This window comes from Algoriphagus faecimaris, assembly GCF_900101705.1.
Classification (GTDB): domain Bacteria; phylum Bacteroidota; class Bacteroidia; order Cytophagales; family Cyclobacteriaceae; genus Algoriphagus; species Algoriphagus faecimaris.
This window is the reverse complement of sequence record NZ_FNAC01000042.1, coordinates 26,401-41,597: the sequence shown is the minus strand read 5'-3', so window position 1 is coordinate 41,597 and position 15,197 is coordinate 26,401. Positions and strand designations below refer to the sequence as shown.

The following is a 15,197-nucleotide window of genomic DNA, read 5'->3' as shown; positions in this document are numbered from 1 at the left end:
TGCCTGGTAGTCCGATGACAAAAGCCATGAAATATACTGGTTGATTGTATTGCGGGATATACCCAGGGTCAAGGCAATCTTTCTGTTGCTCAGACCATCTCTGTGTAAACTGAAAATCTGTTTTATATCCATCGGATCAAGTACGTTAGCCATCTCGTTTTATCTTTAGAACGACATGGGGATTATTACTTGACCTTTCAAAGTGGCACAAAACGAACCGAAACAGTCCAATTCATCCGGCACAAAACGAACCGAAAATAGCTCGTCTATCCTGGCACAGTTTGAACCGAAACAGGTGGCGCAATTAGACCGAAACAGGTGGCGCAAATCAAACCCTTATATCCATGGATGTCCCTTGGACTTTAGAGGGCGAAGATCCAAATCTTTATAATGTTGATATTTCCAATAATATCAGCGGGTTCATGCACAGCGATTTCTATACAAAAGATATGAGAAACGGCTCAAGAATTCACTACCTCACGAAACGAAACTTACCTTTAAATAAAAAAGTACTTATTTGCTCAGCCACGATCGATGTTTTATTATACCACAAGCTTTTCGGCAAAGAAAACATCAAATCAGTAGAAACCCTTATTCATATTAAAAAGAAAGGCAAAGTAATTCAAGATACTACAAGGGCATATAGCAGATCCTCAATGCCAGGTGGAATTGAAAAAATCCAAGAGGTTACTAAGGGCTTGAAAATTATCACTTTCAAAAAATATGATCCAATATTAAATGACCCACCACTTGGTATTTATTTCGGAAATTGCTCAGGATATAATAACCTTAAGGGTGAGAATATTGCCGTTGTTGGTACACCTCACTCTAATCCAAGCACCTACCTATTGACAGCAAAGGCAATGGGAATAGAACTTGAAAAGTTAAATCTTGAATTCACAGATCAATTAGTGAAAAGGAATGGATTTGAATTCATGTTTAAAACATTTGAGGATCAGAGACTTCAGGATATACAAATGCATTTTATTGAAAGGGAACTATTACAAGCAGTTGGAAGGGCCCGTGCACTTCGTGAAAATTGTACAGTATATGTCTTTTCTAACTACCCCTTGCCAATAACCGATGCTCCTTCCTTAAACTATAACTGATAAGAAAGAGAGATCAACTTTATCCAGTTGATTTCCTTCATTTCCTTACTACATATTCTTTGCAAACATGAACTTAATTAGCCATCCCCTTGGGCCCTGTAGTAGAAAAAAAATGCTAAGTGTTCGAAAAAAAAATACCAGATCTGCATGAGTAGATCTGGTATAAAACATAAATGGTCAAATGAAAACTAAAGAATAGGCTAATTTTCTTTGAAGTACCTATCGACTTCCCTTCTCGGAACAAAAACCCTCGTACCTCGCCTGATGAAGTCTATTTTAAATTTATTGGGATCGGATTCATTTTTCATGTTTTCAAAGGTGGATCTTGAAACCCCAATCAAATTAATAAACTCTTTTACAGAGAGGAATTCCTTTTGAGGTTCCTCATTTTGCTTTCGATTCATTAACTCGAAAATCTTACCTTCCAAATCTTTTATTTTTTGATTGAGTATATCCAAATCTTCCTCTGTTAATATTTTAGCGTTTACTGGCATGATTACAAATCTGATCAGTTTTAAATGAACACTACAATATACGTAAACAGAAAATATTTTCAAAATATAATTCTGATTATTGATCAAAAACAGAATTATTTATAAATTTTTTTATAAAATGAGTAGGATTTAGATCATAATAGTGGTTGGTTGTATCACCTTTAGTATGCCCAAGCATCTTCGAGACGAAGGTCTTTGGAATTCCATTAGATATAGCAATTTGTGTAAAGGTGTGTCTACCAACTTTATTACTTAGCTTTTTATCTATTTTCCCAATTTTGGCAATTTCTTTCAGGTGCCTATTAAAAACTGGCTCGGCAATGAGTCCTTCGAATAAAAGAGATTTTTTTGATTTATCCTTTGTGTCTTTCCAAGTCTCCAAAATCTCAAGGGCAATGGGGGAAAGAGGAACTATATAATTTTCTCCATTTTTTGTACGCTTGGACTGAATTAATTTCTTACCCTCAACAGTAATTATCTCATCTTTTGTCAACGATTTAAAGTCGTTATAGTACAATCCAGTTTTGCACAAAAACAAAAAAATATCGCGTGTTTTTATTAAATGAGACTTCTCCTCATTAAAGACCAGATTTCCAATAACCTTTAATTCCTGTTCTGTCAAGGATACTCTTTCGGCTTTTTCCGGTTTAACTTTAAATCTGGAGTGTTGTATGGGGTTGACCATCAAAAACCCTTCCTGAGTCAGAAATTTGATAACCGTCTTAATATGAGTCAGGTGTTTATCAATTGTTACGTCTTTGATTTTTTTCTTCTCTCTTTCCCAAGTAATGAACTCGTTGATTAAAGATTCAGAAATGGAATTAAACGAAACAGAAGGATTGAATTCATCCAAATTACTTAAAGTGGTCTGATAAGCTTGGCGAGTTCTTGAACTTTCAAATGAGTGCTTTTTAATAAAGCTTCGATAATAATCGTTCAACGTCTCAATTTCACCTTTCATAAAGAACCTTGATCGGATCAAATCGAACGTTAAAATTTTCCCTGTAGTCTTTGAAAGGACCAAAAACTCATTAAGAGCTGCAACCTTTGATATTAGATAACTATTAATTCTGGCTCCTTGGGAAAAACTCTCCTTAACCCATCTATTCTCTCTTCCTGACCAATACTTTAATGGTATTTTTGGAAGTTCTGAAATTGTAAAATATTTTGTTTTCCGTTCAAGTGTAATTCTTACCTGGATAAAAAACTCCAGCTTTTTGTTCACATGATTCTTGGGGTTGTGAACGAATTTGAAACTGATTCCTTTGAATTCCATCCTTAAAGATAAAAAAGGAAAACAATTTGGAAAACATTTCTTGTTAACAATTGATAACAGACGTAAAGAAAAAATTTAATAAAACCTGCTCTAATTGCTTATAATCAAGTATTTAAAATAAAAAAGGGTACCAACTGGTACCCTCCGTAGTAGCGGGGATTGGACTCGAACCAATGACCTTCGGGTTATGAGCCCGACGAGCTACCAACTGCTCCACCCCGCGATATATTTTAAAGGATTTAAACCTCTTATTTCTTTTTCTAACTGCCCTTCCGGCGAATTGTGATACAAAGGTAAGGAGAAACTATATAAAATCAAGTACCTTTGTAAAAAATTTGAAAGAAATGAGCACAGTAAACCACAAGGCAGGATTCGTCAACATCATCGGAAAACCCAATGTAGGGAAATCAACCCTGATGAATATCCTTGTAGGTGAGCGACTTTCCATCATTTCTCCCAAAGCTCAAACTACCCGACACCGCATCGTAGGACTGACCAATACCGAGGATTACCAAATTGTTTTTTCGGATACTCCAGGTATGCTGAAGCCACAATACGAGTTGCACAAGAGCATGATGAGCTTTGTCAACATTTCCTTGGAAGACGCGGATATCATCGTTTTCGTAACGGATATCTACGAAAAGGATACGGATATCGAATTTATCATCGAACGTATCAACAACTCAGGAATCCCCGTTCTGCTCGTGATCAATAAAATCGATCTGGCCAAAGAAGGGCAACTCGATGAAGTCACCGCCTATTGGACGGAACGCGTCAAAGCCGCTACGGTTATCCCGATTTCAGCTTTGGAGAAGTTCAATACCGAGCGTATCCTCCAAGAAATCCTAGATCGTCTGCCCGAGCATCCGCCTTTTTATGACAAGGAGGAACTAACCGACCGTCCCGAGCGGTTCTTTGCCTCCGAGATCATTCGGGAGAAAATATTCAAAAATTACAAAAAGGAAATCCCCTACTCTTCTGAAGTGGGAATCGAGGATTTTCACGAGGATGAAAAAATCATCCGAATTCGAGCAAGCATCTTTGTAGAGCGGAATAGCCAAAAAGGAATTCTCATAGGAGAAAAAGGCAAAATGCTCAAAAAAGTAGGAACCGAAGCCCGAGAAGATATGGAAGCTTTCTTTGGCAAAAAGGTCTTTCTCGAAACCCATGTCAAAGTCGAACCCGACTGGCGCAAAAACAAAAGTAAACTGAAAAAATTTGGGTACGACCCAACCTGATTATGGCAAATATAGTAGCAATCGTAGGTAGACCAAACGTAGGAAAATCTACTCTTTTTAATCGATTGGTCGAAGAACGAAAAGCAATCGAAGACAACATGAGTGGGGTCACCCGTGACCGCCACTATGGCCATGCACAGTGGTCTGGTAAATTCTTTTCGGTCATCGACACCGGCGGTTATGTGACAGGCTCGGATGATATCTACGAAGCCGAAATCCGAAAGCAGGTCAAACTTGCCGTGGAAGAAGCTGACGTCATCCTTTTCGTGGTGGATTGTCATGATGGATTGACTGATTTGGACAAAGAGTTCGCAGACGAACTTCGATCCGCCAAAAAGCCCATTTTCATCGTAGCCAATAAGGCGGATAACCTAGAAAAGTCTCTCATGGCCAATGAGTTCTATGCCTTGGGCTTGAGTGATTTTGAAATTTTTCCCATTGCCGCAGTGAGTGGAAGCGGTACAGGTGAGCTTCTGGATGAGGTGATTGTCCATTTCAAAGATGAAGGAATCGAAGACCCTGATGCGGATACTCCAAAAATCTCTATTTTAGGGAGACCCAATGTGGGGAAATCCTCTTTTCTAAACGCACTAATCGGTAAAGAGCGATCCATTGTCACCAATGAAGCCGGCACCACTAGAGATGCCATTCATACGCGATACAAGCTTTTTGGACAGGATTTTATCATCACTGATACAGCAGGTATCCGAAAGAAGGCTAAAGTAAAGGAAGACATCGAGTTTTACTCGGTAATGCGCTCCCTTCGTACGCTCGAGGAGTCTGATGTCATCATCGTCATGGTAGATGCTACGAGAGGCTTGGAGTCACAAGACATCAATTTGATCAGCCTGGGAATCAAAAATAACAAGGGCATCATGATTATGGTCAATAAGTGGGATTTGCTCGAAAAAGACCACAAGACCATGAATAAAATCAAGGAAGACATGATGGAGCGATTGGGCGAACACAAATGGATTCCTATCATTTTCACCTCTGTCACAGAGAAGCAGCGAATCTTTCAGGCGATCGAATTGGCAGTGAAAGTCTACGAAAACAAAAACCGGCGAATCCCTACTTCCAAACTCAATGATATTTTGCTTCAGGAAATCGAGCGATATCCTCCCCCGGCTTGGAAAGGAAAGTACATCAAGATCAAATATGTGACCCAATTACCAACCAAAAATCCGGTCTTCGCTTTCTTCTGTAACCTGCCCCAGTACATCAAAAACCCCTATACCCGCTTCTTAGAAAATCGGCTAAGGGAAAACTTTGAGTTTGATGGAGTTCCTGTAAAAATTATTTACAAAAACAAATAAAAAATATTTGAGCGGTTCTTGCATTATTGAAAAAATTGCGGATACCTTTGCATCGAATTAAGAAAACCACAAAAAATGAAAAAGGTATTTGCAATTTTCGCAATCGCTGGCTTGATGGCAACTGCATCTTGCGGCAACAAAGAAACTTCTGAAGAGGCTACTGAGGTAGTTGAAACTGTAGAAGAAACAACTGAAGAGGCTGTAGAAGCTACTGAAGAAGTAGTAGAAGACACTATCGAAACTACTGAAGAGACTGTTGAAGAAACAGTTGAAACTGTAGAAGAGGTAAAGTAATCTTTAAGCCTGCTTAAAATCTGAGAGTCCCGAAGTTCGGGACTCTTTTTTTTGCTCAACCCCAAAACTGAAACCCTCCGAGGATTCAAAAAAGCTGCCGCTGTGAGTAGCCAGTCCGCCTTAGGCGGATCCCCACTCACAACATAATTGCCATGGTCCAAGTTTGCCTACGGAAGATAGATCCGAAGACATTGAACTACAAGGTATAAAGTAACCCTCCGAGGGTTATACCCAATCCAAAATTAAAAATCACTTACAAACAATCCATCCGGCTCCAATCCCTCGGAGGGTTCAAAACAGCCGCCGTGGTCCATGTCTGTCTTTTGCAGATAAATATGAAGACATTAAATCACTCTAAAATAATATAAAGCATGAGGCTCTCTCATAAATAGTTTTTTTGTCAGCTTGAGCACTTGAGAGACGAGAGTCTCGAAATCGAAAGCCATTTTCAGCACCCTGGAACACATTTCGACTTCGCTCAATGTGACAAGTTTTACTATTGAGACACTCACATGGGCATCAATAACAGCCTCAACAAAAAAGCTCGCTAAAATTCGAATCTTTTTTACCCACAAATTCCCTAATTTTAGGCATGAATTCGACGGAAAAACTCCAACTTATTTTTTCCAAGCACCTCCCTCCAAACAGCATACCTTACTGCCTTGACCTTTGGGTTAAAAACGGATTCAACTTTACTGTCACACCTTCCCGCAAAACCAAACTCGGAGATTTTCGCTGGCGAAGGGACAGTTCTCGTCAGACCATTACCATCAACGGAACCCTCAATCCCTATCAGTTTCTAATCACCTATATTCACGAGGTCGCTCATTTACACACTTATTTGCATTGTGGTATAGAAACGGCTCCACATGGAAAAGAATGGAAAAGCACCTTCCAAAAACTGATGATTCCGCTTCTGAAACCGGAAATTTTTCCAAAAGACATTCTGATTCCGCTATCAAGACACATGCGAAACCCCAAGGCAAGTTCTGCCCGGGACTTATTTCTCACCAAAGAACTCAGTAAATACGACCTGAATAATAACTCGTCTCAGGAGGTGTTTTTAGCTGACTTGAGACCTGGGTCAGTATTTGAAGTTCAAGGAAGGAAATTTCGAAAAAAAGAAACGCGTCGAACCCGAGTCCTCTGCGAAGAAATCCCTTCGGGAAAAAAATTCCTCATTTCCCAACTTACCAAGATTAAACCAGTGGAGGATTAGCGATTTGAGATTTACGATCAAAAACTCTACCGATGACAGGTTTGTGAAATGCGTCAGTCCTAGCACCCTGAATACATGAGTCTGAAAGCACGAAAACCCTTCGACTCCGCTCAGGGCGACCATATTAGAAATTAATCTAATAATGTCTCCTCGTTTTGTGCATTATTCTAAATGTTGAGACTCGCAACGGCGCAAGGACGCAACGGATTTTTGATTAACGATTTAGGCTCATGACTAGTTATTGAGCCTTGATTACTGCCTACTAATTTTTTAGCTTTCTCATTTCAGCCTTCAAACTTCTAAAACTATTCCCGCTCTTCCCCTATCTGATTATCCGGCTGTGAAAAATCCTTAGGCTGCGGTAAATCTTTGATCGAATTGATACCAAAATACTCCATAAATTTCGGGGACGTACCATAAATCAAAGGCCGTCCGACACCTTCTGATTTACCTTTGATTTCGATGAGTTCCTTCTCCAAAAGTTTGGTCACAGAATAATCCGAATTCACTCCTCGAATCTGCTCAATCTCTCCCTTAGTAATCGGCTGCTTATAGGCAATAATAGAAAGCGTCTCCATCTGAGCTGTGGATAGACGCTTTTGGCTTTGCTGCTTGAGCAAAATCGAAATACTGGTTTGATAAGCAGGTTTGGTTAAAAACTGAAACCCTCCTCCCAAATGCTCTAGGGCAAATGAAAAATCATCCTGCAGGTATTTTTCCTGCAGGTCTGACAGAGCTCCATCTATATGCTCCATTGGGACATCCGCCTCAAACATTTCAATGAGGCACTTTTGAATTTCTTCCTTGGCCAAGGGGCCCGGATTGCAAAATATCAATGCCTCAATATGGCGATGCAGAAACTCCAAAGCTTATTTTTTTGCCATTTTGGCCTCGATCGAATGCATGGTGTGAGGAACAGCTCTAAGACGCTCCTTGCTGATCAACTTCCCCGTATCTACACAGACGCCATAGGTGCCATTCTTAATGCGAACCAAGGCATTTTCTAGGTTGATGATAAACTTCTGCTGACGAGCGGCCAATTGACTCAGGCTCTCTCTTTCCAAAGTATCCGCACCATCTTCTAGGAGTTTGGATGTGGAAGCAGTATTATCCGTCCCGCTGTCATTTTTTTTACTGAGCGTTTCTTTCAAGGAATTAAATTCCTCTTTCGCCATGGCTAATTTGCTCAAAATTATATCTTCAAACTCCTTCAATTCATCTGGAGAATAGGCGGTTTTTCCTTCCTGGCTCATAATTTCAAATTTTAGGTGATACTACTGGGACGTGAATTCTTGCTTAAAGTTCCCTAAAATACACGCCTCCCGTGGATTTACAAAAATATTAGAGCTGCCAATGATCAAATATTCTTGTCCCTTTGAATGGAAAAGCTGATTTTTACCCAAATTACCTATTCAAACACCATCAGAAAACCTTATGAAAAGCACCTATTTCACCCTCATTTTTGCTTTGTTTTTGGCAGTATCCTGCAGTGAACCCAAAGAAAGTCAACTGATTAACAACACTGAAACTCAGGTGGATTTTGCCCTGGCAATTCACGGTGGGGCAGGCACCATCAAAAAAGAAAATATGACAGCCGAGCAGGACGCGGAATACAGGGCCAAGCTGGAAGAAGCTCTTGATGCAGGATACAAGGTTTTGGAAAACGGCGGAGAAGCTCTTGATGCGGTAGTGGCAGCGGTCAAAGTGATGGAGGACAGTCCGCTTTTTAATGCGGGAAAGGGGGCTGTTTTCACCAATGAAGGTAAAAATGAAATGGATGCTGCCATCATGAATGGTTCGGACCGAAATGCCGGAGCTGTAGCAGGGCTTACCCGCATCAAAAACCCAATTACTGCTGCTCGCGCGGTGATGGAAAATTCGCCTCATGTTTTCATGAGTGGAGCCGGAGCAGAACAGTTTGCGCTTACTCAGGATTTAGAACAGGTTGACCCAAGCTATTTTTATACTGATTTTCGATTTCAGCAATTGGAACAAATCCGAGAGACCGAAAAAACCGAACTAGATCATTCTTCCCTTCTGGAGATGGAGTTAAAAGATCCCTTTTTCAAGGATAGAAAATTTGGTACCGTCGGGGCAGTTGCTAAGGACAAAAATGGAAATATCGCAGCGGCAACTTCTACCGGAGGAATGACCAATAAGCGATTTGGGCGAGTAGGCGATGTTCCTATCATCGGAGCAGGAACCTATGCCGACAATGCCACTTGTGCTGTCTCAGCCACTGGGCACGGGGAATATTTCATTAGAACTGTGGTCGGCCACGAAATCGCCTCTCTGATGCGCTATGGAGGCAAAACACTTGCCGAAGCCGGAGATGAAGTGGTGATGAAGCAATTGGTCGAAATAGGAGGATCGGGAGGCATCATCTCCATCGATAAAAATGGCAACATCGCCATGCCATTCAATTCCGAAGGTATGTATCGAGGCTATCGCAAGGCCAATGAGGCTGCCAAAGTGATGATTTACAAGGATGAGAAATAAAGCCTTCTGAGAGTCGAGGTCACTCTCCGAGGGTTCCAAAATCTCTCGGAGAGTTTGGTGTTCTTACCCCAAATTAAAGCTCATTTTTTATTTCCAGCCTAAGTAAATACTTCAATCAACTGTCAACCAAATTTTCTGATTGCTGCGAGTGGGGATCCGCCTTAGGCGGACTGGCTACTCGCAGGGGCGAAGGGCATTTTCAGCTTTCTCAATTTAGACTTCTAAATTTCCTAAAGAATGCTTGTTGCGGCTGCTCATTCTTTACGCCACTGCCTTCTCTTCATTCAAGATTTTCTCAAGCCGCTTTTGCAAAACAAGATCATCGATATCTATTCGATATTTCATTTTCAAATACTGCTTGACTTCTGCCAAATCTTTGAAATCACTGACATTGAGTTTTTCTAGCGCGCGGTTTATTAGGCCTTTTTCCATGATTTTGGGGTGTTTGTCTTCCTAATATACAGAAATTTAAAACTCCTTGTTTCAGCCAAATACAAAAAATTAGAGCCGTTCAGCAATTATTATCGTTTTTCGGATGGTTTTTATCCTCCCATCCAAATCAAATAACTCCACCAGTAATACATAATACCCGCTACGCATTCGACGTCCTAAATTATCTGTACCTGTCCATGTATATAGGCCTTGGGTGGCCAAAATCTCATTTTCGGCCAAAGCAGCCAGCATCCGCCCAGCCATATCGTAAATCCGAAAACTTCCTACCCAACCCGCTTGGTCCAGTTCATAGCGTATACTAACGAAGGTATTTCCATTGCTTCCCTCAGGGTCAAAAGCAGGAGGGTCAATTTGGATAATTTCACTTTCAAACTCTTCAGGAATAAATTGGGAATTGGCCATGCCGGGACTGGCGAAACCTACCGAAGCCGAGGCCGAATGCCAATTGGCAGCCAAACCTGCAGGAGAATTCCAGGAAATCCGCTCCAAGGAAACCCCTTTTGAATCTTGAAGTAAAGGATGATGCAAATCATCATCATAGCTAAACTGTTCCACCACCTTTTCATCGGGGTCCAAAAGAATCACCGTCCCCCCTGCAATGGGATAGCTAGGAAGGGATGCGATTTGGTGAAAATTTCCATTGCTGGCCATCGGGTAGTCGAGTTGGACCTGATTGGTATCGGTACTGATCGCCAAAAAACTCCGAGGAGGCATCACTAGGGATCGCTCTGATAGAATACGGATCTGATTTGGAAGTCCTTCATTGTTTATGTTTGCCAGTTTCCATGAAGCTATTTCCAAAAATTTTTCTGTTGGATTGGCTAATTCTACAAATTTTGGACTTCCGGTCTTGGCATTATACAGGACTTCATTGAGAAAAACTTCCCCTTCTTGAGCGATCGATGGCCGAAGGATTTGCAGGACTACACGCTGCATTACATTTCCACTGCAGTCCAAAAATCCAGCTATCTCCAACTGAATCGTGCTATTTTCCGGAAAAGCTTCCGCAAAAAGAAGAAAAACCTGATCACCTTCAACCCAAATGGAATCCAGCCCTAACGGCTCTTCAATTTGTAAAAATTCTTCAGAAAAAACAGGCTGAATCAACTCAGAAAACCGCAGGATCAATTCATTTTCTTTGGTAAAAAAATAATCTACCACCCTAGGGCGAGTTGTATCAGGACTTGGGTCAAAAACAGCGTTCTCTATCCCCGGACTGCCGCGCAAGGGAGCTTGAGAAGGGAGTAAATTCAAGCTTTGATCACATAAAAGAAAAGGGTTGACTAACTCCAAACTGTATCCTCCACCGCTGAATTCACTCCCTCCCCATGAAGCGCTACTATAGCTGATTCGATCTATTAGTTCACCCTTGGCCGATTCGATTTTTAATTCATCTCCTCCGTTCAATAAGGTAGGCCAAGAGGAAACCGGAATCACGCGACCAAAAATTTTCATCGGCTCTGCATCTCGATCCGGTATCAGCAAAATATATTCCCCCGGCGAGATCCAATAATTTTCCAAAGAGACCGTATTTCGTGAATTGGACCATAACAGCCCCCCTGTCCGAATCACTTTATCTCCTGCGTGAAAAAGCTCCACATATTCCACATTAGGCAGTTCATTTCCCTCTCGAGGTGCCGGCATGATCTCATTGATTACCAAGTCTTTCCAATCAATTGCCGTAGGATCAGAAAACGAAAAACTTACGACTGTATCTCTCAAAAAATTACCCGAAAGATCAGCTACCTGACGAAGGCTCAAATCGTAGGATTTGCCACTTTCCAGTTCCTTCTCAAAAGTCAACAAAACCAAACTATCCAACTTCAATTCGGCATCTCCCGGCTCCAAGCCTTCAAGATCATAATTCAATTGAATCTGAGAAAAAACCGGATCCAATCGCTCCGAAAACTGAACTTCCAATTGATTAGCTGAATAACCCCTTACATTCACTACAAAAGGTGGATCCAAATCTTCCTCGATATCTCCAAATTCGAAATCATCCATCAGCCAGCGAGCACAAGAGCCCGAACCCGGACCATAGCGAACGGAGATTTTCAAATAGAGGGAATCCAAGACTTTTTGCTCCTGGGTAAGGAGAATTTCAAATTTTCTAAACTCCTGATCTTCATTAGCAAATTCCATATTTTCTGCCAACATCATTTCAGAACCGTAATGCTGCTCAAGAGAATTAGAAAAAGAATAGGAGACCAGTGCAGGTCGGCTGCCAGAACCATTGCGAAGAGATCGAGCCCAAAATTGGATTTTAGGATCCTCATATTTTTGAGGATAAAGCTTGATAATCAACTCCCCGTCAAAGGTAGAAATCGGCTGTACGGCCAATGCCCGAGAAGCGGATAGACCTCCAGATGCCAGCTGAAAAATCCTGGAAGAGGTAGATCTTACTTCATTCCCGTACCAGTCAGGCAGAAATTCGTCAGGGAAACTCTGAATTGTAAAATCATCCTCAAATGATTGCACTAGATTCTGAGCGCAGGCACTGTTTATACCTCCACAGGCAGCAATCACTCCTAAAAGGAGAATCCATATAAAAGTAGTTTTCCGCATCAAAAGCCGAGAAAAAGTTTATACTAAATCTATAAAAGAATTCTGACTTTTAAAAACCTCATCAAATCATGGTCTTCCCAAGTATTTTTGAAGCAAAATCCCTGAAAATGAAACCTTCTGCCTTACTTTTGTATTTCGATACATTAACCTATTCAAACCCATAAAATGAAAATTGCTGTGGTAGGAGCGACCGGATTGGTTGGTTCCGAAATCCTCGAAGTGCTTGAAGAGCACAATTTCCAATACGACGAACTTTTGCTGGTTGCTTCCGAGCGATCGGTAGGAAAACAGATTGAATACAAAGGTAAAACCCATACAGTGATCGGTTTGGCCGATGCAGTAGCTGCAAAGCCGGAGATCGCTATCTTTTCGGCAGGTGGAAGCACTTCCTTGGAATGGGCTCCGAAATTTGCCGAAGCGGGAACCACTGTAGTGGACAATTCCTCCGCTTGGAGAATGGACCCCAGCAAAAAGTTGGTGGTTCCGGAAATCAACGCCAAAGAACTAAGCCAAACCGATAAAATCATCGCCAATCCCAACTGCTCTACGATTCAGATGGTGCTGGCTTTGGAGCCTTTGCGTCAGCGCTATGGCATCAAACGAATCGTGGTATCTACCTATCAGTCTGTGACCGGTACTGGGAAAGCTGCTGTAGATCAGATGATGGCTGAGCGAGCAGGGGAAGAAAATCCTCCAATGGTGTATCCACATAAAATTGACATGAATGTCCTTCCTCATATCGATGTATTCCAGCCCAATGGCTACACCAAGGAAGAGATGAAAATGATCAACGAAACCAAGAAAATCTTCTCTGATGATAGCATCGCAGTAACTGCCACAACAGTAAGAATCCCAACCATGGGGGGACATTCGGAAGCAGTCAATGTGGAATTTAAAGAAGACTTTGACCTTGATGAGGTGAAAGATTTGCTTTCTGCTACTCCAGGAGTAGTAGTACAAGACGATCCCGCCAACTTCGTGTATCCGATGCCCATCACGGCACATAAAAAAGATGAGGTTTTCGTGGGTAGATTGCGCCGGGATGAATCTCAAGCCAATACGCTCAACATGTGGATCGTAGCCGATAACCTGAGAAAAGGCGCTGCCACCAATGCCGTACAAATCGCAGCATATTTGGTAGAAAATAAATTGGTCTAATGGACATCAGCGAATTTCATAGCGCTGAATTTCAACAATTTGTGCAGGATCATCTTGAAGAAGATCCTGCACTTTTACTTTTTAAGTATCAGGGGAAAGTTCCTTTTGACTTGAAAATGGCTGTACAGCAGCTCTCTGCCAGACAAAAAGCCAAAAAAAAACTTCCCTCTTGGTCCAGCAATCCAGCACTTATCTTTCCAGCTTCCATTTCACTGGAGCAAAGTTCCAGTGAGGATACCGCAAGATTTAAAGCGAAAGGATTGAAGGGCAAGTTGATGATTGATTTGACCGGAGGCTTGGGAGTAGATTTTTTCTATTTAAGTCAAGGCTTTGAAAAAGGGATATACTGCGAAAGGCAAAAAGAACTCTTTGAGGTCACTACCCATAATTTGCAGGAACTAGAACCCTCCAAGGGATCAGAACCTTTAAAGGATCTTCCTAGCAAATTTGATTTTTTCGAAGGGGATGGCATAGCGTTTTTGCAAAAAACCAATTTGCAATTTGACTTGATTTATCTTGATCCTGCAAGACGGGGCTCGGGAAATCAAAAGCTTTACCGATTGCAGGATTGCGAACCTGATGTGGTCAATTCTTGGCCCCTCCTGAAAGAGAAGAGCAATCAGATTTTGATCAAATCCTCTCCCATGCTTGATCTTTCACAGGCTTGGGCAGAGTTACCAGATGTCCAAAAGATCACTATCGTCTCAGTGAAAAACGAAGTAAAAGAGCTTTTGCTTTCTTGGGAAAAAGGAAAGGACTCCATCAAAAAGCAGATTGAGGTGGTAGATTTAGGCAGGGCTTTTCCAAGATTTAGTTTTTACAGAAAAGAAGAGGAACAGGCTGATTCTATCTATTCGGAAGCGGAAAGATACTTGGTGGAACCTTTAGGTGGAATTCTGAAATCAGGAGCCTTCAATCTATTTGGGGAGCGATATGGATTGAAAAAGCTCGAAAAAAACAGCCATTTATATACAGGAAATCAAGTCCCTGAGGATATTCCCGGCAGAACCTTTGAAGTAATCCAAGAAGTAAACCTCAAAAAGCAGGAGATCAAAAAGCTCTTCCCAAGCGGAAAAGTCAATGTCATCACCAGAAACTATGTCCTCAGTGCTGAATCCTTAAAAAGGAAAATGGGGCTTAAAGATGGAGGGGATGATTTTTTAATCGCGACGAAGACACAAAAGGGCAATAAGGTCTATTGGTGCAAAAAAAATGAAGGAGTTTAATCACTCCTTCACTTCTTCATAATCGACGTATTCTCCGCCTTCTATGTCTTTTTTACGTTTTTCTTGGTGTGTTTTGGGGATGTAATCCACATTAACGCCTTCTTTTGACTTGGCGGCTGCTTGCTGCTCTCTTCGCTGTTGCCGCTCCATCTCCGAAACCTGCTGGGCAAATTTGGCCAGCTTAGTCCTCAGAAAGTAACGAATCAGCTGCCCCAGCAACCACCCTACACCCAACAGAATTACTACAAATTTTAATAAACCACCCATTTACACCTATTTTTTCCTAATTAGTAGGTACCCTTCCAAATCCATGGGAATCGGAAGGGTGTCTACTTATGACATCATTTTCA

16 protein-coding genes and 1 tRNA gene are annotated in these 15,197 nt (G+C 41.4%); 8 read left to right on the top strand and 9 right to left on the bottom strand.

Annotation, left to right across the window (positions count from 1 at the left end; translation table 11 throughout):
• Positions 1-132, bottom strand: a 132-nt coding sequence (locus tag BLQ57_RS20960; protein WP_244887426.1) for a helix-turn-helix domain-containing protein, incomplete at its 3' end; no start/stop codon positions are given.
• A 212-nt stretch (positions 133-344) separates the two neighbouring features.
• Between BLQ57_RS20960 and BLQ57_RS17460 the strand changes: the two genes are divergently transcribed.
• A complete protein-coding gene (locus tag BLQ57_RS17460) occupies positions 345-1,109 on the top strand; it encodes a hypothetical protein (RefSeq protein WP_087940880.1) in 765 nt (254 codons plus the stop codon).
• A gap of 200 nt (positions 1,110-1,309) precedes the next feature.
• On the opposite strand, the gene BLQ57_RS17455 is transcribed toward BLQ57_RS17460, so the two are convergent.
• The 3 genes from BLQ57_RS17455 to BLQ57_RS17445 all read right to left on the bottom strand — a co-directional run bounded on the left by BLQ57_RS17455 (position 1,310) and on the right by BLQ57_RS17445 (position 3,102).
• Entirely contained in the window at positions 1,310-1,666 is a 357-nt protein-coding gene (locus tag BLQ57_RS17455; protein ID WP_139162785.1) for a helix-turn-helix transcriptional regulator, read from the bottom strand.
• Positions 1,667-1,679: 13 nt separating this feature from the next.
• The gene (locus BLQ57_RS17450; protein ID WP_169712789.1) at positions 1,680-2,828 is read right to left on the bottom strand and encodes a tyrosine-type recombinase/integrase; all 1,149 of its coding nucleotides are present in this window, start codon (positions 2,826-2,828) and stop codon (positions 1,680-1,682) included.
• Between the two features lie 201 nt (positions 2,829-3,029).
• Positions 3,030-3,102: transfer RNA gene (locus BLQ57_RS17445), tRNA-Met, on the bottom strand.
• Between the two features lie 121 nt (positions 3,103-3,223).
• On the opposite strand from BLQ57_RS17445, the gene era reads away from it, so the two are divergent.
• The 4 genes from era (at position 3,224) to BLQ57_RS17420 (ending at position 6,946) form a co-directional block, all read left to right on the top strand.
• Positions 3,224-4,117, top strand: a complete 894-nt coding sequence (era, locus tag BLQ57_RS17440; protein WP_087940877.1) for a GTPase Era — start codon at positions 3,224-3,226, stop codon at positions 4,115-4,117.
• Positions 4,118-4,119: 2 nt separating this feature from the next.
• Entirely contained in the window at positions 4,120-5,433 is a 1,314-nt protein-coding gene (gene der / locus BLQ57_RS17435; protein WP_087940876.1) for a ribosome biogenesis GTPase Der, read from the top strand.
• Positions 5,434-5,508: 75 nt separating this feature from the next.
• Complete coding sequence (locus BLQ57_RS17430; RefSeq protein ID WP_087940875.1) at positions 5,509-5,727, top strand: hypothetical protein; 219 nt, start codon at positions 5,509-5,511, stop codon at positions 5,725-5,727.
• 592 nt (positions 5,728-6,319) lie between these two features.
• Entirely contained in the window at positions 6,320-6,946 is a 627-nt protein-coding gene (locus tag BLQ57_RS17420; RefSeq protein WP_087940873.1) for a SprT-like domain-containing protein, read from the top strand.
• Positions 6,947-7,251: 305 nt separating this feature from the next.
• Here BLQ57_RS17420 and scpB read toward each other — a convergent pair whose 3' ends face one another.
• Both scpB and BLQ57_RS17410 read right to left on the bottom strand, forming a co-directional pair.
• Positions 7,252-7,812 (bottom strand): SMC-Scp complex subunit ScpB, encoded by a 561-nt coding sequence (gene scpB / locus BLQ57_RS17415; protein ID WP_087940872.1) that lies wholly within the window; start codon positions 7,810-7,812, stop codon positions 7,252-7,254.
• A gap of 3 nt (positions 7,813-7,815) precedes the next feature.
• Entirely contained in the window at positions 7,816-8,199 is a 384-nt protein-coding gene (locus tag BLQ57_RS17410; RefSeq protein WP_087940871.1) for a TraR/DksA family transcriptional regulator, read from the bottom strand.
• A gap of 181 nt (positions 8,200-8,380) precedes the next feature.
• On the opposite strand from BLQ57_RS17410, the gene BLQ57_RS17405 reads away from it, so the two are divergent.
• Positions 8,381-9,445, top strand: a complete 1,065-nt coding sequence (locus tag BLQ57_RS17405; protein WP_087940870.1) for an isoaspartyl peptidase/L-asparaginase family protein — start codon at positions 8,381-8,383, stop codon at positions 9,443-9,445.
• 261 nt (positions 9,446-9,706) lie between these two features.
• Here BLQ57_RS17405 and BLQ57_RS21240 read toward each other — a convergent pair whose 3' ends face one another.
• Both BLQ57_RS21240 and BLQ57_RS17400 read right to left on the bottom strand, forming a co-directional pair.
• A complete protein-coding gene (locus BLQ57_RS21240; protein ID WP_169712788.1) occupies positions 9,707-9,877 on the bottom strand; it encodes a hypothetical protein in 171 nt (56 codons plus the stop codon).
• A gap of 69 nt (positions 9,878-9,946) precedes the next feature.
• The gene (locus BLQ57_RS17400; protein ID WP_087940869.1) at positions 9,947-12,463 is read right to left on the bottom strand and encodes a lamin tail domain-containing protein; all 2,517 of its coding nucleotides are present in this window, start codon (positions 12,461-12,463) and stop codon (positions 9,947-9,949) included.
• A gap of 165 nt (positions 12,464-12,628) precedes the next feature.
• On the opposite strand from BLQ57_RS17400, the gene BLQ57_RS17395 reads away from it, so the two are divergent.
• Both BLQ57_RS17395 and BLQ57_RS17390 read left to right on the top strand, forming a co-directional pair.
• Positions 12,629-13,621 carry an aspartate-semialdehyde dehydrogenase gene (locus BLQ57_RS17395; protein WP_087940868.1) on the top strand — a complete coding sequence of 331 codons (993 nt, stop codon included), beginning with the start codon at positions 12,629-12,631 and terminating at the stop codon, positions 13,619-13,621.
• Positions 13,621-14,847, top strand: a complete 1,227-nt coding sequence (locus BLQ57_RS17390) for a THUMP-like domain-containing protein (RefSeq protein ID WP_087940867.1) — start codon at positions 13,621-13,623, stop codon at positions 14,845-14,847. The genes BLQ57_RS17395 and BLQ57_RS17390 overlap by 1 nt, the downstream gene beginning before the upstream one ends.
• Here BLQ57_RS17390 and BLQ57_RS17385 read toward each other — a convergent pair whose 3' ends face one another.
• Complete coding sequence (locus BLQ57_RS17385) at positions 14,848-15,114, bottom strand: DUF4834 family protein (protein ID WP_087940866.1); 267 nt, start codon at positions 15,112-15,114, stop codon at positions 14,848-14,850.
• Positions 15,115-15,197 lie beyond the last annotated feature (83 nt).